23 protein-coding genes and 1 pseudogene are annotated in these 21,191 nt (G+C 61.0%); 12 read left to right on the top strand and 12 right to left on the bottom strand.

Annotated features, from left to right (window positions below; translation table 11 throughout):
- The first annotated feature begins 25 nt into the window (after positions 1-25).
- The 3 genes from ATY79_RS16565 to ATY79_RS16555 all read left to right on the top strand — a co-directional run bounded on the left by ATY79_RS16565 (position 26) and on the right by ATY79_RS16555 (position 2,944).
- Complete coding sequence (locus ATY79_RS16565) at positions 26-802, top strand: class I SAM-dependent methyltransferase (RefSeq protein WP_088693439.1); 777 nt, start codon at positions 26-28, stop codon at positions 800-802.
- 106 nt (positions 803-908) lie between these two features.
- Entirely contained in the window at positions 909-2,018 is a 1,110-nt protein-coding gene (gene hisC / locus ATY79_RS16560; RefSeq protein ID WP_088693440.1) for a histidinol-phosphate transaminase, read from the top strand.
- The gene (locus ATY79_RS16555) at positions 2,015-2,944 is read left to right on the top strand and encodes a prephenate/arogenate dehydrogenase family protein (protein WP_088693441.1); all 930 of its coding nucleotides are present in this window, start codon (positions 2,015-2,017) and stop codon (positions 2,942-2,944) included. The genes hisC and ATY79_RS16555 overlap by 4 nt, the downstream gene beginning before the upstream one ends.
- A gap of 2 nt (positions 2,945-2,946) precedes the next feature.
- On the opposite strand, the gene ATY79_RS16550 is transcribed toward ATY79_RS16555, so the two are convergent.
- A complete protein-coding gene (locus tag ATY79_RS16550) occupies positions 2,947-3,945 on the bottom strand; it encodes a DUF2125 domain-containing protein (RefSeq protein ID WP_088693442.1) in 999 nt (332 codons plus the stop codon).
- A 51-nt stretch (positions 3,946-3,996) separates the two neighbouring features.
- On the opposite strand from ATY79_RS16550, the gene ATY79_RS16545 reads away from it, so the two are divergent.
- On the top strand, positions 3,997-4,530 hold the full coding sequence (locus tag ATY79_RS16545) for a gamma-glutamylcyclotransferase (RefSeq protein WP_088693443.1): 534 nt from the start codon (positions 3,997-3,999) through the stop codon (positions 4,528-4,530).
- A 4-nt stretch (positions 4,531-4,534) separates the two neighbouring features.
- On the opposite strand, the gene ATY79_RS16540 is transcribed toward ATY79_RS16545, so the two are convergent.
- From ATY79_RS16540 to ftsE, 4 genes are all read right to left on the bottom strand, one after another.
- Positions 4,535-5,332, bottom strand: coding sequence for a 1-acyl-sn-glycerol-3-phosphate acyltransferase (locus tag ATY79_RS16540; RefSeq protein ID WP_088693444.1), 798 nt, complete (start codon positions 5,330-5,332; stop codon positions 4,535-4,537).
- 84 nt (positions 5,333-5,416) lie between these two features.
- The gene (locus tag ATY79_RS16535; protein WP_088704458.1) at positions 5,417-6,121 is read right to left on the bottom strand and encodes a YdcF family protein; all 705 of its coding nucleotides are present in this window, start codon (positions 6,119-6,121) and stop codon (positions 5,417-5,419) included.
- A gap of 74 nt (positions 6,122-6,195) precedes the next feature.
- A complete protein-coding gene (locus ATY79_RS16530) occupies positions 6,196-7,206 on the bottom strand; it encodes an ABC transporter permease (protein ID WP_088693445.1) in 1,011 nt (336 codons plus the stop codon).
- Positions 7,199-7,858, bottom strand: coding sequence for a cell division ATP-binding protein FtsE (ftsE, locus tag ATY79_RS16525; RefSeq protein WP_088693446.1), 660 nt, complete (start codon positions 7,856-7,858; stop codon positions 7,199-7,201). The genes ATY79_RS16530 and ftsE overlap by 8 nt, the downstream gene beginning before the upstream one ends.
- A 149-nt stretch (positions 7,859-8,007) precedes the next feature.
- Here ftsE and ATY79_RS16520 point away from each other — a divergent pair, with 149 nt between their 5' ends.
- The 3 genes from ATY79_RS16520 to ATY79_RS16510 all read left to right on the top strand — a co-directional run bounded on the left by ATY79_RS16520 (position 8,008) and on the right by ATY79_RS16510 (position 9,813).
- Entirely contained in the window at positions 8,008-8,727 is a 720-nt protein-coding gene (locus tag ATY79_RS16520) for a hypothetical protein (RefSeq protein WP_088693447.1), read from the top strand.
- 65 nt (positions 8,728-8,792) lie between these two features.
- The gene (hpt, locus tag ATY79_RS16515; RefSeq protein WP_007528026.1) at positions 8,793-9,335 is read left to right on the top strand and encodes a hypoxanthine phosphoribosyltransferase; all 543 of its coding nucleotides are present in this window, start codon (positions 8,793-8,795) and stop codon (positions 9,333-9,335) included.
- Positions 9,336-9,453: 118 nt separating this feature from the next.
- Entirely contained in the window at positions 9,454-9,813 is a 360-nt protein-coding gene (locus ATY79_RS16510; RefSeq protein ID WP_007789408.1) for a response regulator, read from the top strand.
- Between the two features lie 23 nt (positions 9,814-9,836).
- Here the strand turns inward: ATY79_RS16510 and ATY79_RS16505 are convergent, their stop codons facing one another.
- The 5 genes from ATY79_RS16505 to argH form a co-directional block, all read right to left on the bottom strand.
- Complete coding sequence (locus ATY79_RS16505) at positions 9,837-10,286, bottom strand: hypothetical protein (protein WP_088693448.1); 450 nt, start codon at positions 10,284-10,286, stop codon at positions 9,837-9,839.
- Between the two features lie 625 nt (positions 10,287-10,911).
- Positions 10,912-13,602, bottom strand: coding sequence for a TIGR02302 family protein (locus ATY79_RS16495; RefSeq protein ID WP_088693481.1), 2,691 nt, complete (start codon positions 13,600-13,602; stop codon positions 10,912-10,914).
- Positions 13,603-13,774: 172 nt separating this feature from the next.
- Complete coding sequence (lysA, locus tag ATY79_RS16490) at positions 13,775-15,043, bottom strand: diaminopimelate decarboxylase (RefSeq protein WP_088693450.1); 1,269 nt, start codon at positions 15,041-15,043, stop codon at positions 13,775-13,777.
- A 12-nt stretch (positions 15,044-15,055) separates the two neighbouring features.
- Complete coding sequence (locus ATY79_RS16485; protein ID WP_088693451.1) at positions 15,056-15,250, bottom strand: lipoprotein; 195 nt, start codon at positions 15,248-15,250, stop codon at positions 15,056-15,058.
- Between the two features lie 79 nt (positions 15,251-15,329).
- Positions 15,330-16,730 (bottom strand): argininosuccinate lyase, encoded by a 1,401-nt coding sequence (argH, locus tag ATY79_RS16480; protein ID WP_088693482.1) that lies wholly within the window; start codon positions 16,728-16,730, stop codon positions 15,330-15,332.
- Between the two features lie 41 nt (positions 16,731-16,771).
- Between argH and ATY79_RS16475 the strand changes: the two genes are divergently transcribed.
- The 5 genes and pseudogenes from ATY79_RS16475 (at position 16,772) to ATY79_RS16455 (ending at position 19,531) form a co-directional block, all read left to right on the top strand.
- Entirely contained in the window at positions 16,772-17,434 is a 663-nt protein-coding gene (locus ATY79_RS16475; RefSeq protein ID WP_088693452.1) for a TlpA disulfide reductase family protein, read from the top strand.
- A gap of 249 nt (positions 17,435-17,683) precedes the next feature.
- Positions 17,684-18,265, top strand: coding sequence for a TetR/AcrR family transcriptional regulator (locus tag ATY79_RS16470; protein ID WP_088693453.1), 582 nt, complete (start codon positions 17,684-17,686; stop codon positions 18,263-18,265).
- Between the two features lie 13 nt (positions 18,266-18,278).
- Entirely contained in the window at positions 18,279-18,572 is a 294-nt protein-coding gene (locus tag ATY79_RS16465) for a YciI family protein (protein WP_088704457.1), read from the top strand.
- A pseudogene (locus tag ATY79_RS31585) lies at positions 18,569-18,649 on the top strand (DNA-3-methyladenine glycosylase I); the annotation flags it as partial. The gene ATY79_RS16465 and the pseudogene ATY79_RS31585, both read left to right, overlap by 4 nt.
- Positions 18,650-19,000: 351 nt before the next feature.
- Positions 19,001-19,531: a hypothetical protein gene (locus ATY79_RS16455; RefSeq protein WP_088693456.1), complete on the top strand. Its 531-nt coding sequence runs from the start codon at positions 19,001-19,003 to the stop codon at positions 19,529-19,531.
- A 37-nt stretch (positions 19,532-19,568) separates the two neighbouring features.
- Here the strand turns inward: ATY79_RS16455 and ATY79_RS16450 are convergent, their stop codons facing one another.
- Both ATY79_RS16450 and ATY79_RS16445 read right to left on the bottom strand, forming a co-directional pair.
- On the bottom strand, positions 19,569-20,450 hold the full coding sequence (locus tag ATY79_RS16450; protein WP_088693457.1) for a 3-hydroxybutyryl-CoA dehydrogenase: 882 nt from the start codon (positions 20,448-20,450) through the stop codon (positions 19,569-19,571).
- A 148-nt stretch (positions 20,451-20,598) separates the two neighbouring features.
- Positions 20,599-21,191, bottom strand: a 593-nt coding sequence (locus ATY79_RS16445) for an electron transfer flavoprotein subunit alpha/FixB family protein (RefSeq protein WP_141105734.1), incomplete at its 5' end; no start/stop codon positions are given.

Genomic DNA, 21,191 nt, shown 5'->3' with positions numbered 1-21,191 from the left:
TACCGGGAATGTAGAGGGTCGTGCCTTGAAGTCCAACAGCCTATTGATAACATTTACCGCGATGCACGCTGATATCGTCGACCTACGCCAGTTCTATCATTCCGACCTCGGACGTATCGCCGAGCAGTCGATCGCCATGGCGCTTTCCTCGCTATGGGTCCGGCTGCCGCAGGAGCGTCTCGTTGGTCTCGGCTACGTCGTGCCCTTCCTGGATCGCTTCCAGTCCGACACCGAGAGGACATTTGCCTTCATGCCGGCAGGGCAGGGCGCCGTGAACTGGCCGGTAGGAGCGTTGTCCTCGACAGCCCTGATCTTCGATGAGGAATTGCCGCTGCCCGATTCCTCGATCGACCGGGTGCTGATGGTCCATTCCCTCGAGTTTGCGGAGAGCCCGCGGGAAACTCTGAAGGAACTGTGGCGGGTGTTGGCGCCAGGCGGGCGCCTGGTCATCGTCGTTCCGAACCGCCGCGGCGTCTGGGCGCGCATGGAGCACACGCCGTTCGGCTCCGGGCGACCCTATTCGCGGGGCCAGCTGACCAATCTCCTGCGCGAGACCAATTTCACGCCGGGCGCGACGGCCGAGGCATTGTTTTTTCCGCCCTCGAAACTGCGCACCATGATGCGCTTGCGCAGCCTCTTCGATCGCGTGGGACGCACCTTATGGCCGGCTTTCTCAGGTGTGATCGTTGTCGAGGCGCAGAAGCGGCTCTATCAGGGCCTGCCGGTTGCCGCCCGCGCCTCGCGGCGCGTCTTCGTGCCGGTTCTGGCGCCACACGGCGTTCCAACGACGCGCAGCCGCTAGGGTCAGGACCTAGGTCCTGCGGTACTCGACAAGGCCGCCTTTCCGTTCTATTGCCACATGGCAGTTTTCAGCCGAATTTCTCCCGGTATTTTCCAAGGTCGATCTCATGAGCGAAGAGAAGAGCAAGCCCGTTCCGCGTCCCGGTATCCTGGATATTGCCGCGTATGTGCCGGGCAAGGAACACGCGCCGGGTGTCGCACGCGTCTACAAGCTCTCCTCCAATGAAACGCCGCTCGGCGCGAGCCCGAAGGCGATCGAAGCTTTCCGCAATGCCGCCGGCAGTCTCGAGCGCTATCCGGACGGCCAGGCAACGGAATTGCGTGAGGCGATCGCAGCCGTGCATGGGCTGAACCCTGTCAACATCATGTGCGGCAACGGCTCGGACGAGTTGCTGGGCCTGCTCTGCCATGTCTATCTCGGGCCGGGCGACGAAGGCATCATCACCGAGCACGGCTTCCTCGTCTACAAGATCCAGATCATGGGTGCCGGGGCGACTCCGGTTGTCGTCAAGGAGAAGGATCAGACGGTCGACGTCGATGCCATTCTGGGCGCCGTCACGCCGAAGACCAAGATCGTCTTCATTGCCAACCCCGGCAATCCGACCGGCACCTATGTTTCGGTCAGTGAAATCCGCCGCCTGCAGGCAGCTCTGCCGAAGCACGTCGTTCTGGTGCTCGATGCCGCTTACGCGGAATATGTTCGTCGCAACGACTACGAAGCCGGCATCGAGATCGTCTCGTCGAACGCGAATGTCGTCATGACACGCACCTTCTCCAAGGTCTATGGTCTGGCCGCGCTTCGCGTCGGCTGGATGTACGCCCCGGCCGATATTATCGATGCGGTCAACCGCGTCCGCGGCCCGTTCAACATGAACGCGGCAGCGATTGCCGCCGGTGCTGCGGCCATTCGCGACCAGGCGTTTACGCAGGAGGCAGCTTCCTTCAACCAGATGTGGATCGAGAAGATGACGGGCGCGCTCGAAGCTATCGGTCTCAAGGTGACGCCATCGGTCGCAAACTTCGTGCTTATCCACTTCCCCGATGTCGACGGCAAGCGCGCGCCTGAAGCCGATGAGTTCCTGACCAGCCGTGGTTACATCCTGCGTGCAGTGAAGGGCTACGGATTCCCGAATGCGCTGCGTATGAGCATCGGTCCCGAAGAGGCGAACCGCGGCGTCATAGAGGCGCTCGGAGAGTTTATGGGACGCAAGTCATGACCGTGCAGTTCGATCGCATTGCGCTGATCGGGATCGGCCTGATCGGCTCCTCCATTGCACATGACATCAGACGGCTTGGCCTCGCAAAGGAAGTCGTTATTGCGACGCGCAGCGCAGACACCCTAAAGAGGGCCGAGGAACTGCAACTCGGCGACCGCTACACGACGTCGTCGGCCGAGGCGGTGAAGGATGCGGATCTCGTCATCGTGTCGGTGCCAGTCGGGGCGTCGGAGAGCGTGGCGAAGGAAATCGCGGGCAGCCTGAAGCCCGGCGCGATCGTCACCGACGTCGGTTCGACCAAGGCCTCTGTTATCGCGCAGATGCAGCCGCATATGCCGCCGCATGTCCATTTCATTCCCGGCCACCCGCTGGCGGGTACGGAGAAGTCAGGTCCGGATGCCGGCTTTCCCGGGCTTTTCGAAGGACGCTGGTGCATCTTCACACCGGTCGCTGGCACTGATGCAACTGCCTTGAAAACGCTGCGGCAGTTCTGGGAAGCGTTCGGCTCGAAGGTCGACGAGATGGATGCGGAGCATCACGACAAGGTGCTCGCCATCGTCTCGCACTTGCCGCACATTATCGCCTACAACATCGTCGGCACGGCCGATGATCTCGAGGCGGTCACCGAATCGGAAGTCATCAAGTATTCCGCATCGGGCTTCCGCGACTTCACGCGTCTGGCCGCCTCCGATCCGACCATGTGGCGCGACGTCTGCCTGCACAACAAGGATGCGATCCTCGAAATGCTGGCGCGTTTCTCCGAGGATCTCGCCTATCTGCAGCGGGCCATTCGCTGGGGCGAGGGCGACAAGATCTTTGATCTTTTCACCCGCACCCGTTCCATCCGCCGCTCTATCATCCAGGCGGGTCAGGATGTCGATGCGCCCGATTTCGGTCGCCCGCATCCGCTCGAGAAGAATACCTGATTTCAGATCGGCGGAATCGATCCCAATGGAATGAAGCCGCCGACTGTGGCATTGCCACGCGCCACCACGAGATCGACGGAAACCTTGTCGCCGCCGCCGGCCAGCGCCTTCAAGAGCTTGGCGGCGGTATCGACCGTCTTGGCGATCTCAGGGAAAGTTTGTTTGACGCTGTCGCGCCAGGGGCCAAGCTGTTCGATCTCCAGCTTGAATTTGCCCGACAGGTAGCCCTCCTCATCGAAGGAGAAGGGGCCGCTCAGAGTCATGACCTTGCCGTCACCGATGTCGGCCACGACCTTGCGCAGTTCGCCACTGGCGCCGTAGAGCCCCTTCTGGTCGCCACCGTCGATCATGCCGGCTTTGCCGGCGAGCGTCACGTCAGCACTCGCCGAGAGCTTGGGGAAGGCGGGCCAGTCCTTGATCGCCGTATTGGAATCCGTCACGGAGATTGCGCCGTCGAGGTCGCCATTGTTCTGGCGGAGGTGGATTTCCGTATGGGCGGCGTCGAAATTGATCGTCTGGCCTGTCTGCGCGGAGACGGCGGTGCCCTTCAGCCCGTCGATGACGGTCGAGGAGCGGTCGATGCCCTTCAACTTGGTGATCAGGCTGGATTGCAGGCTTGCCCATTCGGCATTCAGCGTCAGACCATGAGCGCTGCGGATCTCGGCAGGGGAGTCGAGTTCCCAGACGATGTGGCCGGGAGCGTAGACCTGCGCGGCGGAGCGCAGCTCACCGAAGCTTGCCGATACGCCGTTGACGGTGTCGTCGACATCGACCTTCGAGCAGAACAGCCCGATCCGGAACGGATAGCCGCGGAAGTCGATATCTGTGCACTCGCCGCTGACGCCAGCGGTATTGCCGGGTGCGATTGCCCTCAAGACAGTGTTTTTCAACTCGGACGCGGCATAGAACCAGGCACCGGTATAAAGTGCGATCACCAAGGCGATACCGCCGCCGAGCATCCAGAATTTCCTGCCGCTGCGGGATGGGCTTGACGCTGCCATGATGTTCTCCAATGGTGACTCGCGAGTGGGAATGTCGGTCTGGCGTGCGATATGGACGAATTTTGGGTATTTGGCTACGGATCACTGATGTGGAATCCGGGCTTCGAGTTTTTGGAGCGTTCTCAGGCTCTTGTCCGTGGCTACAGGCGTTCGCTTTGCGTGCATTCCTGGGTGCATCGCGGCACCGAGCAGAATCCGGGCCTGGTGCTAGGCCTCGATCGTGGCGGCTCCTGCCGGGGCATGGCATTCCGAATCGCGCCGGATGAGTGGGACGAGACGATCGACTATCTCAGGGAGCGCGAGCTGGTAACCAATGTCTATCTCGAGCGCTGCCTGCCGCTGCAACTGGCCGATGGCAGAACAAGCAAGGCGATCGCCTATGTCGTTGATCGCAAGCACACGCAATATGCCGGTGGGCTCGACGCGATTGCGGCGGCACAGGTCGTCCACGGTGCCAAGGGCAAATCAGGATCGAACGACGCCTATGTCTTCAATACGCTGGCGCACCTGCAGGCGATGGGCATTCGCGACCACTGGCTGGAGCAGGTCGTCGGCGAAGTGGCGCGGCTGAGAAACGGGGGCTGAGAGCTCAGGCCGTCGCCGCCTTCGCCTTCTGCAGTTGCGCGAGCCGTTGGACGGCGGTCGGCGGAAGCGGCAGGTTCGGATTGCGCTTGACGGTGTCGAGCAGCAGTTCGTCGCTCGCCGTCTCGGTCACGTCGATCAGATGCGCAAAGAAGGCATCGGGATCCATGCCGGGCTGGATCGGCGGCAGTATCCGCACCTTGAAATGGCCGGGATAGCGCATCGTACGACGTCGCGGCCAGAAGAGGCCAGGATGCATGGCGACCGGCACGACCGGCAGCTGCAGATCGCGGTACATACGGGCAATACCGTATTTGTAGACCGGCTCGGCGCCCGGCGGGCGGCGGGTTCCCTCGGGATAGATGATCAGCTGGCGGCCGGTTGCCAGTTCTTCCTTCGTGCGCCTCAACGCCTCGACCATCACCTTGCCGCGCGCACCGCGGTTAATCGGTATCATCCGCTGCTTCTTGGCATACCAGCCGAAGAGCGGGATCCACATCAGCTCACGCTTCAGGATGTAGACCGGATCCTTCAGCCACGGCAGCAGGGCATAGGTGTCCCAAAAGGACTGATGCTTCGGCGCCAGGATATAGCCGCCGTCCGGCAGGTTCTCCATGCCCTCGATCTCGAAGGTCGTGCCGACGATCTTCTCCATCAGCCAGTGGCTCGACAGCGCCCAATTCTTCGGTATCTGGTAGGCGACCTTGCGTGGCACCACGAAGTAATAGGGGGAGAGCACGATCATGCGAACGATGAGGTTGGCGTAGAAGATCGTGTTGAAGAGAACGGAACGCAGGGCGATCATAAACTTTCCCGAGACAAATGTCCGCAAAAGGCGGTTTCGCCCTCCTACACGATATTGACCATCAGAAAAAGGTTTCCTTCGGCTTCAGCCCGAGACGCCGGCCGAACGCAGCCCCGGATGACGGCCGAGACCAGTCAAATTGCGGGCGCCGGCAAAGAGCACTTTCACATATTCGGCGAGCATGACACGCATGGCGTTTGGATCGGTAAACCAGTTGCTGGTCTTCAGATCCGTGTTCACGACAGGATAGGGAATGAACTGCGTTTCGGAATCGACATAGGCGAGTTCCGCCAGGCTGCGCGGCATATGGTAATTGTTGGTGACAACGAGGACGCTCTTGTAGCCGCGCTGGTGAATCCAGTTGGATGCTTCCTGGGCATTGCCGATCGTGTCGAGCGCATCGTAGCCGACATCGACGCAGCACGAGAATAGCTCCGGCGAGGCCTGGGTCATCCTGCGGATCTGCTTCGGCGTGGTTGTCGGGTGCACGCCCGAAATCAGCAGGCGCTTGCCGGCGCCCTTCTGCAGCAACTCGACAGCTTGGTCGATACGCTGGTACCCGCCCGTCAGAACAACGATCGCATCGGCGCGCGGATCGAGCGGCGCCTTCAGGGTCGTCACGGAATCGGCAAAGCGAAGGAAGCCGCCGAAGATCAGAGCGGCGGCAAGCACAAAGACAACGCCGCCCCAGCGCAGCATGCGCCGTATAGGACCGCGGCGCGCAGGTCCTCCTTCGGAGCGGGCAAGCTCCGTTTCCGGGCGAATCGGGGTGCGCGACATGTTGCCCATGCTCATGAATCGGAAAATATATGCAGATTGCGGCGGCGAACAGACGCTTTCATGGCAAAAAAGGCATGTAAAGCTCAATTCACGAGCCCGTCGGCCCGTGTTGGATCGGAACGCAGCGTATCGATCTCGTAAATGGTCCGCATGACCGTCAACCGGGCGGTGAAGGTGGTGAGCAGGGCGATGACAATCATGGTGGCAAAGATGCCGGCATAGCCAAGCGCACCGACCGAAAACGTGCCGAAGAGAGCCGTTGCCTGGTCAGTCTGCGGGGTAGCCAGCGTGCGGCTTTGCAGGAAGCCAGCGGTCAGGAAGAAGAGTGCGGCAAGAGCGCTCCCGACCGCCGATCCTTTCAAGCTGATCTTCAGAAAATGCTTCTGGAATTCGGTTGCGACGAAGGAGCTTTCCGCGCCAACGAAATGAAGTACCTCGACGATATGGCGGTTGCCGGAAAGGGCGCCGCGTGTTGCGAAGACGACGGTCAGAACCATCGCCGAAAAGACGAGCAGCAGGATGCCGGTGCCGATCATTACGGTGGTATGGGCCATCGAAACCAGTCGATCGACCCATGTGCGGTGGTCGTCGAGCGAGGCTTGCGGGATGCTCTCCTTCAGCAGCGAGCGCATCGCCTCGAAATCGGGCGGGTTGTTCTCGTCGATGGTGACGATCACGAGCCGCGGAACGGGTAGCTCCTTGATGTCGAGCCCCGTGCCGAGCCAAGGTTCGAGGAGGCGGGCCGTTGCCGCCTCGTCGACGATCTGGCCGGTTTTCGTGCCGACGAAGGTGAGCGCGAGATCCTTCGCCTGTGCTAGAGCCTTGTCCATGTCCAGCCCGTCATCGGGCTTGATCTGGATGGTGATCTCGCGGGAGATCTGGCTTTCCCAGCTGGCCGCCGTCGAGCGTACCATGCTGACGCTGCCGAGCGTCAGGCAGGCGAGGAAAGCCATGATGGCAATGACCACCATCAGCGCATTTCCTTGAATGTTGGCGGAAGGCAGGATCGGCGCCGTCGGGCGCACCTTCATCTCCGGCCGCTTCTGGCTTTTCGACGTGGCCTCTGCCGGCGGTTTGGGCGCAGCTTTAGTCATGGATATCAAGATGCCCTTCCGAGAGGATCATACGGCGGGCTTCCACCTGGTCCATCAGCGCCAGATCGTGGGTGGCGATCACAACCGCCGTGCCGAGACGATTGAGTTCGAGGAAGAGATTGAGCAGGCGGCGGGCCATCGGGGGGTCGACGTTCGCGGTCGGCTCGTCGGCGAGAAGGATCTCGGGACGGTCGATCAGCGCACGCGCGATTGCGGCGCGCTGCTTTTCGCCGCCAGAAAGAACCGGCGGCAGGACATTGACGCGTTCGCCAAGGCCCACCCACTTCAGGAGCTCGAGCACGTCGGTCCTGTAGGAGCTTTCGTCCTTGCCGCGAACGCGCAGCGGCAGCGCCACGTTCTCGTATGTGGTCAGATGGTCCAGCAGCCGGAATTCCTGGAAGATGATGCCGACGCGGCGACGCAGCAGCGGCAGTTCGGGGCGCGGAATATCGGAAATCTCGCGGCCAAACATGCGGATCAGTCCGCGGGTCGGTTGCAGCGAGAGGAACAAGAGTCGCAATAGCGTGGTCTTGCCGGCCCCGGAAGGGCCAGTCAGGAACTGAAACGATTTCTTCGGAATGTCGAATGTCAGGTCCCGGAGGATTTCCGGGCCCATGCCATAGCGCAAACCGACATTTTCGAAGTGGATCAACGGTAGATCAGTCTTTTGTTTGTTCACCGCACGACTTGTTAACCAACACCATTAACAACCAGTAAATTTTACCGGAAAGACGCCGCTTTGATGGCGATCTTTGCGAAGCATTAACCATTGAAATTTACGACTGAGCAGGATTCGTTTCAATGCCGGATTTCTGTTCGGCCAGAAACCATGTGGACACCGGAAAGGCAGTCATCATGACCTCCTCCTCGTTCAGACGCCAGGCGCCCGGCCGCGCTTATGATTTTCTGCCGCCAGAGCCGACCAAGCGCGAGGCCCGCCGAACTCGACCGGCCGATGTGGCCGATGCCGAATTCGTGGTGATCGCGAACAGTCGCGCCCAGACCTTCAATGCACGGAGCTTCAACGATAATCGCCGTCGATCCTCGGCGCCTTCGGTGATCCAGCCTACATTCCCGCGCGCCTTGATGGAAACATTCATTCGAGCGGGCGAATCCTGGTTGCAGCAGGCACCGGCAAAGACCTTCGCCGCGCTCGTGCTCGCACTGTCGGTGCTCGTGTTCGGTCTCTTCGGTGGCTTCTCCGGCCTCTCCCAAAGCGAAGCTGCATCGACGGACTCGCCGCTGCACTTCTCGCACGTCACGATGACGCCTCGTGACGCGAACGGGATGCGGGTACTGTTGATCAACGGCATCATCGACAATCAGAGCGGTACCACCCAGGTCGTGCGCCCGATCCGCGCGGACCTTCTTGCCGGCGAGCAACTGACCGCGAGCATCGTGATCAATCCGCCTACGGATGTCATTTACGGCGGCCAAAGCCGCGGATTTTCGACAAGAGTGCAATACGCGGGTGGAAAAATGCCGGAAGTCCGGCTCTCCTTCATGCCTGAAAGGCTCTAAAGGGGTGTTTCGCTCCGACGTTTGTGGTAACGGCTTGTGCTTCTATTCATGGAGCAAGCCTTCTTATGCCCGTCGTGCGCGGAAAAAACATCGAACCACTCTTCACCGCCGAGCAGATCGCCGAACGCAACCATGCCATGGCGAAGCAGATCGCAGCGGGACCGACGAAGGACCTGCTGGTCATTGCCGTGCTGAAGGGCTCGTTCATCTTTGCAGCCGATCTTATTCGCGCGCTGCATGACAGCGGCCTAGCGCCCGAAGTCGAGTTCATCACGCTGTCGAGCTATGGCACCGGCACGGTCTCGCAGGGCGTTCGGATCGTCAAGGATATCGACAGCGACGTGAAGGATCGCGACGTTCTCCTCATCGACGACATTCTGGAATCCGGCCGCACGCTGCTGTTCGCTAAGGAACTGCTCTACGAGCGCGGCGCCCGCAACGTCACCATTGCCGTGCTCCTCGACAAGAGCGTCAAGCGCAAGGAAAAACTGGAAGCCGATTATGTCGGCTTTGAATGCCCTGACTATTTCGTCGTCGGCTACGGCATGGATGTCGCCTACGCGTTCCGCGAACTCCCATTTGTGGGCGTGGTCACCGGCGACGCCTGACTGTGCCAGGATAAGACGGGTTGTTAACCATCCCGTCCATCCCTTCCCGCCGTTTACCGATCGCAAAGGAAAGTCGTGTGATTTCCGTTGCGGGGCATGAAACGGAGTGATGCACACCATGGCAAAAATTCTGATTACGGAAGACGAGGATTCCCTGCGCTCTTTCGTAGCCCGCGCTTTGCGTCTTGACGGTCATGAGACCGAAGAAGCCGCCGACGGTGCGGAAGGACTGGAAAAACTCAGGGACGGCGTCTACGACCTGCTGCTCTCGGATATCCGCATGCCCGTGATGGACGGTATTGAGCTGGCGCATCAGGCAAAATCCGCCTTCCCGGCGCTGAAGATCCTGCTGATGACCGGCTATGCGGAACAGCGTGAGCGCGCTGACGACCTGGCGGAAAAGATCGTCGATGTCGTCTCGAAGCCCTTTGCCTTGCCTGACATCCGCAAGGCCGTTGCGCGTGCTTTGGCCGCCTGAGGCTAACGGCACTCCTCGACCATTCAGCCCTCATCGGGGATGAATTTGCCTTCGTAGCGTACGCGGAAATTGCGGCGCTGGAAGTCCTGCTGAAAACATACAAAGATCAGTTCGATATCGGCCAGGTTGTCGCGCTTGTGGAGCAGGCTGAGCGTCACGACAATGACGCCAGCATAGCCACGCGTCAGTCTGAACGCCGCATTGCGGATAGCGTTGGCCTCGGCATCCTGCCGATCGTCGCGCCGTTCGTAGATCACCCAGAAACGACAAATGTCCCAAGTCGAACGGAGGATCTCGGTGATCTCCGCCTGGAATTGTTCGGCATGCATGCCGGGCGACCAGGAGAGAGTCTTCTCACCTTCGTCTGCCACGACGTTGAGGTAGCCATCGTAATCGCCGGTCCGGGAGAGTGCGTTCTCGATCAGCTCAAATGCTGCGTTTTCGCCGATTACCGTCTTAAAGAGAATTGCCATCGAATCGCTATCGTTAATCACTTGCAGGGTGACAATACGAAGCTTTCGCCAGTCAGGGCTAGCCTCGGCGACGAAATTAGAAGCCTGGCGTCCGCCAGGTCATGTGCGCCCATGCCATCGTCCCCGGCAGATGGAGACGGTGGCGCAATCAGTAAAATCCAACCGTGGCCTGTCAATAGTCGGGGCAGGCGGGATTTATCGTAGTTCCGCTGTTTCCGCCCTGCGTCTGCAGCGTGCCGGGAATTGGCTTCGGAGGGCAGTTGACCGGTCGCCGCGCCGTCCTGCCATTAGACGAGATACTCCCCGTCGTCTCCATGCTGTAGGGAGCCGGTCTGTAGGCGTTTGAGTTCCACCCGCTTCGGCTCGATTCGTAGTGGTCGAAAGCAAGGGTCCTGCCCCCGCTGTTCGTTGTGGCAAAACCACCGATATCCAATGCGTTTGCCGTGCCAGCAGCCATGCTGAATCCAAAAGCGACAGCTGCGATCAGCCTCAATTCCGCTTTCATGGAAGTACCCTCAACTCGTGCCCAAACGACGCGATCTCGCGTCACAGTAAACACATAGGCATCTAGGGCGTCGGGGCGGCGAATCTCACGGGATTGTGACCCGAATTGGCGCAACTGGGACTACTGGATGTCCAGCAGGCGTTCTAGATAGCGTCGTTCGATTTCCTGCGGTGGGTTGTTGCCCAGCTTTTCGCGAATGGCGTCCAGGATTTCGCGGGCGCGCTGCACATCGATTTCATCAGGTACCTTTACCTGATCTCCGAAATCAGGTCCTTCGGCGCGGCGCGGACGGCCAAGCGGGTCGCGGCCGTTCTGGTTGCCTTGCCCGACCTGGCCCTGCTGACCCTGTCCCTGTTGGCCCTGCATGGCCTGCATCATCTGGTTCATCATGTCGCGTGCGCCCTGGCGCAACGCTTCCAACGCACGTCCTTGGCCCTGAATGGCTGGTTCGCCATGACCTTGACCGAGTTCGCGTCCGGCGCCTTCCATTTCGCGCTGGGCCTGGCCGAAGCCTGGGCCGGGCCTGATGCCCATGTCGCCTAGACCTTTTTGCAGCTCACCGAGCTGCTTGCCGAGTTCGTCCTGGCGTGAACGTAACTGCTTCAGGGCTTCGCGCAGCTGCTCGGCCGTCATCTCGTCGGACGGCGACTGACTTTGCTGGTTCTGACTTTGCTGGTTCTGGCCCTGCTGGTTGGGGTCCTGACCCTGGTCTTGCTGGCCCTGCTGCTGATCCTGCTGCATACCGTCGTTGTCCATCGGCATGTCGTCGAGCAAAGGATCGTTCATGCCCATGTTGGGATCGCCGCGCTGCATGCGGTCCTTCAACTGCTGATCCAGCTTGAAGGTTTCTTCCATCAGTTTCTGTTGGTCACGCAGGATCTGGCCGAGCTTGTCCATCTGCTGGCGCATCTGGCTGTTGTCCTGGCCCTGTTGTCCCTGCTGCGGTCTTCCGGCCTGCAGGTTGTTCATCATCCGTTGCAGCTCGGAAAGCATCTGCTGGGCCGCGTCCCGGTTGCCCGAGCGCGCCAGATTCTCGATCTGGTCCATCATCCGCTCCAGATCCTGCTGGCGAATGATGTTCTGGGCTTTCTGGTTCGGCTGCATCGGCGCATTCTGCATGCGCTGCGCGAGCTCCTTCATATATTCCTGCATCGCCTTGCGCAGCTCGTCCATGAGCTTCTTGATTTCGGCATCAGGTGCGTTGCGCTGCAGGGCATCCGCCAGATTCTGCTGGGCATTGCGTAGGTTGCGTTCCGCTTGCGAAAGATCGCCATCCTCCATGCCCACCGCGATGTCCCAGAGATAATCGGCGGTGTCCTTCATCGCATCTTCGCCCTTGGTGAGTTTCATGCGTGTCAGCGCCGATTCCAGCAGCAGGTAGTTTGTCAGGTTCGGAATCGTTTCTTCCGGGCGAATCGTAAGCGCCTCGTTGAGCGCGATCGCCTCCGGCATCTTCCGGGTATCCAGTGAGAAGACCTGCCGTTCCTCGGCGACGGCAGCAGCAAGAGGCTCGTTGAATGGGCGGGCAGGCAGTGTCATCTCGTGCGGCGGGCTGCGACCGGTCTGGCCTGCGGCGTCCTTGGCGACAAGGGTAATGCGAACCCGCTTGCCCGAGAGCGGGTGCTCGGTGAGGTTCTTGCTTGTCACCCCTTTGGCGTCGCGTGAATTGCGGCGAGGGATGTCCAGGCGGAAGTCCGGTAGCGGGTAGAGCGGCGTTGCGGCCGGGTCGGAGTCGACGGGAACGATCTCGGCGCGCGCTTCCTGCACGCCGTAATCGTCCTTGACGAAAAAGCCGATTTCAAGCGCGCCGTTGACCGTTGGCTTCGGCATTCCATTGAAGGCGATCTCCGGCGCCTTATCGGAAATGACGTCGAAGCTCCATATACGTCCGTTGACCTCGAGCCTGCCGTTTTCCTCGAGTTTCACCAAGTGCGTGGTGGCCGACAGAGCGACGTTGGTTGCAGTCGCGCCTTCAGCCTGCGGCGTCGCGGGCTGTTTGGCCACTTCCTGGGGCGCGATATCCTGCGCTTCGCCATTCTCATGCCGGAAGACGACCTTCTCGGCTGTTTTGCCGCCGCTGACCCGAACTGTGAGGTTCGAGAGTTCGGGAACGCGGATCGGTCCCTGCTCGGTGCCGTTTGCCGTCAAGTAGATCGGAGCGCGGCCGGTGTAGGAGGGTGGCGTGACCCAGGCATCGATCCGCACGGCAGGATCACTTGCCTGCGGTGTCGGTCGCGGCTGCAGCGCATCTGAAATCGAGCCGCCGCTCGCCGACAGCGAATAGGCAAAAGCCATCGCCACAAGCAAAGCCGGAACAGCGCGCAGCGCCAGCCGGTCGTGGGAGGCGATGTCGGGGCGGGGGAAACCGGTATCGAGCGCCGCGATCTTCTCCGCCATCCGCGTCTGGTGCTCACGCCAGAGGGCGCGAGCGAAGGGCGTATCGGTTGCGGGCTCGTCTTCCTGAACGGCAACAGGCTGATGCTGCAGGCCGTTGCGCTGTTCAAGCAGCCGATCGGCGGCGGCTACGTCTGGCCAATAAAGTCGGCGAAGGGGAAGGAGCGCAGCGACGAAGGCAACCGCGAAGCCAATCAGCAGTGCCAGGCGAAGCCAGTCCGGCGTGTAGCGGAAGACGCCGAACCAGGATGCCGCGAGATAAAGCGCAACGACCGAGAGAATCGGCAACAGCAGTGGCAGGATCTGCTCGGACAGCAGGACAAGGCGCGCCAGAAAGCGCTTTGCCGCGACCAGCCGTGCCAAGGACGGCTTCAGGGCAAATGCACCGTGTTTCTCCCTGCTGGAGCTCTTATTCAATCCGGTCTCCGCGAGCTGGCTTTCGAAGGCAGAGTGCACCTACGGCGATCGCCGGGGCAGTTCGCTCTCCGCCAAGGATAACATTCTTTGTGGCGAAGGCGAGGGCAAGCGCCGTTCAATGCCGGTTTTTCACGGTTCTTCGCCAAAAAGTGATGCTTTCCCGGGCGCCGGATCAATCCAGCCAGGCGGGCGCGGAATCGAGGCCGATCAGCTCTTCATAGGTGCCGCGCGGACGAATCGCGTGGAAATCGCTGCCCTTGACGAGCACTTCGGGAACCAGAAGACGGCTGTTGTAAGTGCCGGCCTGGACCGCTCCATAGGCGCCGGCGGAAGAGACGGCGAAGAGATCGCCAGGCTTCGGCATCGCCATCTCGCGGTCGAGCGCCAGGAAATCGCCGGTTTCGCAGACGGGGCCGACGACATCAGCCTTGATGCGCGGCGCGTTCGCCGCCGAGATCACGACGGGGCGGATTTCATGGTGTGCGTCGTAAAGGGTCGGTCGGATCAGGTCATTCATCGCGCCGTCGACGATGACGAAGGTCTTCTCGCCGCCATCCTTCACATAGATCACTTCGGTCACCAGGATGCCCGCATTGCCGACGATCAGCCGGCCAGGCTCGGTAACGATCTTGCAGTTCAACTCGCGCAGCTGGCTTTTGACGATGTTGGCGTAGGCATCGGGCAGCGGTGGCGGGTTGTTATCCTCCTTGTAGGGGATGCCGAGACCGCCGCCGATATCGACGTGGTGGATGTCGTGGCCATCGGCGCGAAGCGTGCCGACCAGCTCGCGCAGCAGCTTGAAGGCGTCTTCGAATGGCTGCAGTTCGGTGATCTGGCTGCCGATATGCATATCGATGCCGGTCACTTCGATGCCGGGCAGGGTTGCGGCGCGGGCATAGACGGCGCGGGCACGCTCCCAGGAAATGCCGAACTTGTTTTCCTTCTTGCCGGTCGAGATCTTCGCATGCGTCCTGGCGTCGACATCGGGATTGATGCGGAAGGAGACGGGTGCTCGTCTGCCTGCCTTGATGGCGCGCTGGTTGAGGATCTCGAGTTCCGGCTCGGACTCGACGTTGAAGCAATAGATGCCGGCCTCAAGCGCAAAGTCCATTTCGCGCGGTGTCTTGCCGACGCCGGAGAACATGATGCGCGATGCTGGGATGCCGGCGGCGAGTGCGCGGCGCAGCTCGCCTTCAGAGACGACGTCGATGCCGGCGCCGAGATTGCCGAGCGTCTTCAGCACTGCCTGATTGGAATTCGCCTTCATGGCGTAGCAGACCATTGCATCGACATCGTTGAACGCCGCTGCAAAGACCTTGTAGTGGCGCTCAAGCGTCGCCGTCGAATAGACATAAAAGGGCGTGCCGACGGCCTTGGCGATCTCCGGAACGGGAACGTTTTCGGCGTAGAGGATGCCGTCGCGGTACTCAAAATGGTTCACGTCGGTTGTCTCTTAGAGAAGCGGATCGAGGATGAAGGGCCGGTCGACGGTGCCGGGCTGTTTCGTCGGCTTCGACGAATCTCCGCCCTTCGTCGCGTTCGCGCTCGGTGGATCGAGATCGCCTTTACGCCCGCACCCGGCGACGGCAAGGCCGATCACGGCGAAAACAACCGTCAGGCGGGCGATCTGCGGCAAGCTCTTCTGCATGGAATTCCTCTTGGGAAGCGGCACTGGTGGACATCTTCATATCGAAGTTTATCCAGCTTGTGCACCCTGATTGTTGAGGTCAGTTGCGGGCGCGCCAGTAGGCGATCTGCTTGCGCACTTCCGAAGGTGCGGTGCCACCGAAGCTCTTGCGGCTTGCAACCGATGCCTCGACCGTCAGCACGTCGTAGACCTTGTCCGTGATCGCGGCATTGATCGCCTGCAGGTCGGCAAGCGACAGTTCGGCGAGATCGCAGCCCTTGCTCTCGGCAAGCGCCACGGCACGGCCAGTCACGTGATGGGCGTCGCGGAACGGCAAGCCGGCTTCCCGCACCAGCCAGTCTGCAAGATCGGTTGCCGTCGAATAGCCGGAGCCGGCGGCAGCCTTCATCCGCGCGGTGTTAACCGTCATGTCGCGCACCATGCCGGTCATGGCCGATATCGCCAACTCGAGGCTCTCGGCCGCGTCGAAGACTTGTTCCTTGTCTTCCTGCATGTCCTTGGAATAGGCGAGCGGCAGGCCCTTCATGATGGTCAGCAGCGCGATCAGCGAGCCGTTGATACGCCCGGTCTTGGCGCGCACCAATTCGGCGGCGTCCGGGTTCTTCTTCTGCGGCATGATCGAGGAGCCGGTGGAGAAGGCGTCCGACAGGCGCACAAAGCCGAACTGCGGCGTCGACCAGATGACGATCTCTTCGGCCAGCCGCGACAGGTGCATGCCTGTTATCGCAGCGATCGCCAGGAACTCGATGGCGAAATCGCGGTCCGAGACGGTGTCGATCGAGTTGCGGGTCGGCTCGCGGAAGCCGAGCGCCTTCGCGGTCATGTGGCGGTCGATCGGATAGCCGGTGCCGGCAAGGGCGGCGGCGCCGATCGGGCTCTCGTCCAGATGCTCGATCGCGTGGCGCACTCGCGAACGATCACGACCGAACATTTCGACATAGGCCATGCAATGATGACCGAAGGTGACGGGCTGTGCCGTCTGCAGGTGCGTGAAGCCCGGCATGACGGTGTCCGCATGCTCTTCGGCGCGGTCGAGGAAGGCTGCGATCAGGTTGGTCAGCAGCTGCTCGGTCTTCTGCAGCTCTTCCTTGACCCAGAGGCGGAAGTCGAGCGCCACCTGGTCGTTGCGCGAACGGGCGGTGTGGAGCCTGCCGGCGGCCGGGCCGATAAGCGTCGCAAGGCGGGCTTCGACGTTCATGTGAATGTCTTCGAGCTTGCGGGAGAACTCGAAATTGCCGCTTTCGATCTCTGACAGGATCGTGTTTAGCCCTTGGACGATCTTGTCCTTATCATCGGCCTCGATGATGCCCTGGTGGGCGAGCATGGTGGCGTGAGCGATCGAGCCACGGATGTCCTGGGCAAACAGCTTCTTGTCGAAACCGATCGAGGCATTTATCTCCTCCATGATCGCATCTGGGCCGGAAGCGAAACGTCCGCCCCACATCTGGTTGGAGGATTTGGTGTCCGTGCTGTCGGCCATGACGATGCCTGCCTTGAAGAACGCGTGTTTCGGAGAATGAAATGACGACAAGAACGCCCCTGCGCCTGCCATCCCTGAAGCTGATCGGGATCGCGGCCGTCGCAGGCATTATTGCCGGTGCGGCAGCGGTTTACATCAGGGAAGCCGGGTCTGGCAATGGCGGGACGCAAACGGCGTCGGGCGAATGCGCGGCGGCAAAAGAGACCGCCACGAGGATTGCGCCACTGCTCAAGGGACAGGTGGCGGCGATGGTTGCTCCTGATGAGCACCGCAGGCTCACCACCGTTGCCTTCAAGGGCGCCGACGGCAAGCCGATGACGCTCGACAGTTTTTCCGGCAAGACCGTGCTCTTCAATCTCTGGGCAACCTGGTGCGTACCGTGCCGCGAGGAAATGCCGGCGCTGAACGCGCTGGAGAAGGAGTTGGGCAGCGACAGGTTCCAGGTCGTGCCGGTCAACATCGATACCGGCGACGACGAGAAGCCGAAGGCCTTCCTCAACGAAATCGGTGTCGATGCGCTGCAGCTCTACCGCGACAACACGATCGAAGTGTTCAACAGCCTGAAAAAGGAAGGCCTTGCCTTTGGCCTGCCCGTCACGCTTCTGATCGACGGCAAGGGCTGCCTGATCTCCGCCATGAACGGCCCGGCCGCCTGGGACAGCGACGACGCCAGGGCGCTGATCAAGGGCGCGGTGGGGTCGTAGCCGGCAAGGCGTGCTGTGACCGATGCGATCATCGGTCAGTGTCGCCTATCGGCGGCCCAAACCAGCCATTCGGCTGGAGTCGGCCGCCTGTCGCCGTTTTGCCCGTGAGTTCCTCGACAGAAACTGTCTTGAAAAGTTCGCGAGCAGAGCTTGTCGCGAATGGTCGGAATTTTTGTGAGAGATTGCGGCTTTGACAAAATAGGTCAATTGTCCTAGTGATGCTTCATCAAACTAGGACAACTGACCTAAATGCCGGCGTCATCTACTCGTGAATTGATAATCGAAGCGGCCGACTCGCTCTTTTACGAGGGTGGATTCGAGGCGACGTCATTTGCCGACATCGCAGCCGCCGTAAGCATCTCGCGCGGCAATTTCTATCACCATTTCAAGACCAAAGACGCAATATTAGACGCCGTGATCACGCGCCGCATGGAGAGGACGCGCGCGATGCTCGATGGTTGGCAAGCCGATGGCGAAGGCCCGCGCGAGCGCATCTTATCCTTCATTCATATGCTGATCGCCAACCGGGCGAAGATCATGGCATTTGGTTGCCCTGTCGGCACACTCTCCTCTGAACTCGCCAAGCTCGATCATGTCGCGCAAGGCCGCGCGGCCGAAATCCTGATGCTATTCCGCGACTGGCTCGCCGGGCAGTTCCGCGCATTTGGCGCCGGCGATCAAGCCGAGACGCTGGCACTGCATCTTCTGACATGGTCGCAAGGGGTGGCAGTCATGGCCACGGCGCTCCGCGACGAATCGTTCATCCGCAGCGAAGTCGCCCGTATCGAACACTGGCTGGCAACCTTGCCGGACCTTCCCTCTCCAAACTGACCAAGGAGCGCCGATGCTTGTCACATTCCTGAAATTTGCCGACAACCGTGCCGCCGCGGCCGAGTTCATGGCGGCCCACAACGACTGGATCGCGCGGGGCTTTGCGGATGGCGTGTTCCTCTGCGTCGGCTCGCTTCAAACAGCCGCCGGGGGTGCTATCTTCGCCAACGGCGAAAGCCGGGCCGACCACGACGCACGTATCGCCGCCGACCCTTTCGTCGCGCAGGGGATCGTAACCGCCGAAACCTTTGAGATTGACCCGAAGCGGACCATTGCCGCGCTGGATTTCGTGAAGATGCCAGCATGAGCCCGACTGTCCCTGGCCCGGATGGACGCCCTCGCTGCCGCTGGTGTGCCGCCGCGCCCGAATTCTTCGCCTACCATGTGAGGTTTGGCATTTTCGTGGGCTCTCCGGAGCGATGGTTTGGACACCGCAGGCGGATGCGCCATGCGGAGGGGAAGCCGCGGCCGGCTCGTGAGCGTCGACAACCTGGAGTGCGTGCTCGAAATAGATCGTGCGACCAGCGATATTGAAGGCTCATTGCCGACCCGGTCGTGCGGCGCTAGATTGTGAAGGAGACGCCACCGCGCGCTTGGCGATAAGTTGGAGCGGCAACCACATTGATGCCCAAGGGACGGCGTCTCCCAAGCTTTTGAAGCTCGCTCGGCTCGGGGAGCAGGCGAGCACTACAGAACGCAATTCAGTCTATTGGTGCGACAGCGTAGGAGGCGTTAATGGCAATTTCGCGCAAACAGGCGGAGCGGTTGCTCACGGCGGACGAATGGCAGCTCGTTCAGAAAACTCACCATCCGGCCATGCAGGATTTGTCGGATGCGGATCTTTCGGATCTCGCCAAGCGAATACGCGAAAGGCGCGATCGGGCGCAGAGCGTGGCGAACAGGCAACGCAGGGAAATACGCGGTAAGGCGCAACCCAAAGGGGCGACGCCAGCGCGCAAGGATACGGGCACGCGAGCCAAACTCGAAGTTCTTGCCATGGGCGTACGCAGTGTGAATGCCGAACAAGCCCGTCGGCGCAGAATGCTTGCTAAAGTTCGGATGGTCGAGAATCTGCGGGCTGCGTTGGCGCGAAAGAAAGAAGCGAAAGGCGAGAAGGACGAGTCATTCAACACACGCCAGGCGCACGCAGGCATGCACTCGATCGAAAGCTCAAAGCGCAAAAATCTCATCCGTCCGATGGAGCGAGGCAGATTGCGAAAGGCCGGCGCTGTTTCGCAGGCGAAGCGTGACGCGCGCGGCGCATAGGCGCCCATATCTCGCGGACTTGCGAGTTGGTGGTGTCTTAGCGGGTCGGGATCGGCGTATCGCCGCGGTAATCGTAGAAGCCGCGGCCGGATTTGCGGCCGAGCCAGCCGGCTTCGACATATTTCACCAGCAGCGGGCATGGACGATATTTCGAGTCGGCCAGGCCGTCATGCAGCACCTGCATGATCGACAGGCAGGTGTCGAGGCCGATGAAATCGGCAAGCTGCAGCGGTCCCATCGGATGGTTGGCGCCGAGCTTCATGGCGGTGTCGATGGCATCGACGGTGCCGACGCCCTCGTAAAGAGTGTAGATCGCCTCGTTGATCATCGGCAGCAGGATGCGATTGACGATGAAAGCCGGGAAATCCTCGGCGACCGTCACGGTCTTTTCCAGCGATGCGACGAATTCCTTGGCTGTCGCGAAGGTCACTTCGTCGGTCGCAATGCCGCGGACGAGTTCCACGAGTTTCATGACCGGAACCGGATTCATGAAATGAATGCCCATGAAGTGTTCGGGCCGGTCGGTGGCTGAGGCAAGCCGGGTGATCGAGAGCGAGGAGGTATTGGTGGCAAGGATTGCTTCCGGCTTCAGGACCGGACAGACCTGGGCATAGATCTTGCGCTTGACGCTTTCGTCCTCGGTCGCCGCTTCGATCACGAGGTCGGACGCGGCAAGATCGTTGATGTCGGAGGAGCCGGAAATCAGCGCGAGGGTGGCTGAGCGTTCGTCGTCCGTCATCTTGCCGCTCGTCACATGGCGGGCGAGGTTGCCGTTGATAGTGGCAAGGCCGTGCTGGACGCGTTCGTCGGAGAGGTCGTAGAGCTGGACCTTGTAGCCTGCATCGGCCGAGACCTGCGCGATGCCGCAACCCATCTGGCCTGCGCCGATGATACCAATCGTCTTCAACACCGCGTTCATCTCCAAACCCCCGCTCGGCGTACGCCCCCGCGCTGCCGCATTTTTCTAACAGAACTGCCGGGCAAATGATCGCCCGGCAGAAGTAGTAGCCCTTAAAATGATAATTTTCCAGTCATTCGCAAGTGCGAAATGAAGGCAGATGCTCGGTTCAAAGCGCCTTCTGCAATTCCGGCAGGACATCGAAGAGATCGGCGACGAGACCGTAGTCGGCGACCTGGAAGATCGGGGCCTCCTCGTCCTTGTTGATGGCGACGATGACCTTGCTGTCCTTCATGCCGGCGAGATGCTGGATCGCACCGGAGATGCCGCAGGCGATATAGAGATCAGGGGCGACGACCTTGCCGGTCTGGCCGACCTGCCAGTCGTTCGGGGCATAACCGGCATCGACGGCGGCACGGCTGGCACCGACGGCAGCACCGAGCTTGTCGGCGACCGGCAGGATGACCTCTCTGAACTTCTCCGCCGAGCCAAGCGCGCGGCCACCGGAGATGATGATCTTCGCCGAGGTCAGTTCGGGGCGATCGGAGGCCGACAATGCATCCTTGACGAAGGTCGACAGGTCAGGATTGGCCGCAGCGGCAATGGTTTCGACCGGAGCCGAACCACCTTCGGCAGCGGCGGCAAACGAGGCGGTGCGCACGGTGATGACGCGTCTGGCGTCGGTCGTCTGTACCGTCTGGATGGCGTTGCCGGCATAGATCGGCCGCTTGAAGGTGTCGGAAGAAACAACTTCTGTTATTT

Source organism: Rhizobium sp. R693, assembly GCF_002211315.1.
Lineage (GTDB): Bacteria > Pseudomonadota > Alphaproteobacteria > Rhizobiales > Rhizobiaceae > Rhizobium.
Note: the sequence above shows the minus strand (reverse complement) of the source record. Positions and strands in the feature narration are given on the sequence as shown.

Excerpts from the sequence above, each read along its gene's own strand:
- hisC (WP_088693440.1), top strand. The coding sequence starts at position 909 with ATGAGCGAAGAGAAGAGCAAGCCCGTTCCGCGTCCCGGTATCCTGGAT.
- ATY79_RS16555 (WP_088693441.1), top strand. The coding sequence starts at position 2,015 with ATGACCGTGCAGTTCGATCGCATTGCGCTGATCGGGATCGGCCTGATC.
- ATY79_RS16550 (WP_088693442.1), bottom strand. The coding sequence starts at position 3,945 with ATGGCAGCGTCAAGCCCATCCCGCAGCGGCAGGAAATTCTGGATGCTC.
- ATY79_RS16545 (WP_088693443.1), top strand. The coding sequence starts at position 3,997 with ATGGACGAATTTTGGGTATTTGGCTACGGATCACTGATGTGGAATCCG.
- ATY79_RS16540 (WP_088693444.1), bottom strand. The coding sequence starts at position 5,332 with ATGATCGCCCTGCGTTCCGTTCTCTTCAACACGATCTTCTACGCCAAC.
- ATY79_RS16535 (WP_088704458.1), bottom strand. The coding sequence starts at position 6,121 with ATGGGCAACATGTCGCGCACCCCGATTCGCCCGGAAACGGAGCTTGCC.
- ATY79_RS16530 (WP_088693445.1), bottom strand. The coding sequence starts at position 7,206 with ATGACTAAAGCTGCGCCCAAACCGCCGGCAGAGGCCACGTCGAAAAGC.
- ATY79_RS16520 (WP_088693447.1), top strand. The coding sequence starts at position 8,008 with ATGCCGGATTTCTGTTCGGCCAGAAACCATGTGGACACCGGAAAGGCA.
- hpt (WP_007528026.1), top strand. The coding sequence starts at position 8,793 with ATGCCCGTCGTGCGCGGAAAAAACATCGAACCACTCTTCACCGCCGAG.
- ATY79_RS16510 (WP_007789408.1), top strand. The coding sequence starts at position 9,454 with ATGGCAAAAATTCTGATTACGGAAGACGAGGATTCCCTGCGCTCTTTC.
- ATY79_RS16505 (WP_088693448.1), bottom strand. The coding sequence starts at position 10,286 with ATGGCAATTCTCTTTAAGACGGTAATCGGCGAAAACGCAGCATTTGAG.
- ATY79_RS16485 (WP_088693451.1), bottom strand. The coding sequence starts at position 15,250 with ATGCAGAAGAGCTTGCCGCAGATCGCCCGCCTGACGGTTGTTTTCGCC.
- argH (WP_088693482.1), bottom strand. The coding sequence starts at position 16,730 with ATGGCCGACAGCACGGACACCAAATCCTCCAACCAGATGTGGGGCGGA.
- ATY79_RS16475 (WP_088693452.1), top strand. The coding sequence starts at position 16,772 with ATGACGACAAGAACGCCCCTGCGCCTGCCATCCCTGAAGCTGATCGGG.
- ATY79_RS16470 (WP_088693453.1), top strand. The coding sequence starts at position 17,684 with ATGCCGGCGTCATCTACTCGTGAATTGATAATCGAAGCGGCCGACTCG.
- ATY79_RS16465 (WP_088704457.1), top strand. The coding sequence starts at position 18,279 with ATGCTTGTCACATTCCTGAAATTTGCCGACAACCGTGCCGCCGCGGCC.
- ATY79_RS16455 (WP_088693456.1), top strand. The coding sequence starts at position 19,001 with ATGGCAATTTCGCGCAAACAGGCGGAGCGGTTGCTCACGGCGGACGAA.
- ATY79_RS16450 (WP_088693457.1), bottom strand. The coding sequence starts at position 20,450 with ATGAACGCGGTGTTGAAGACGATTGGTATCATCGGCGCAGGCCAGATG.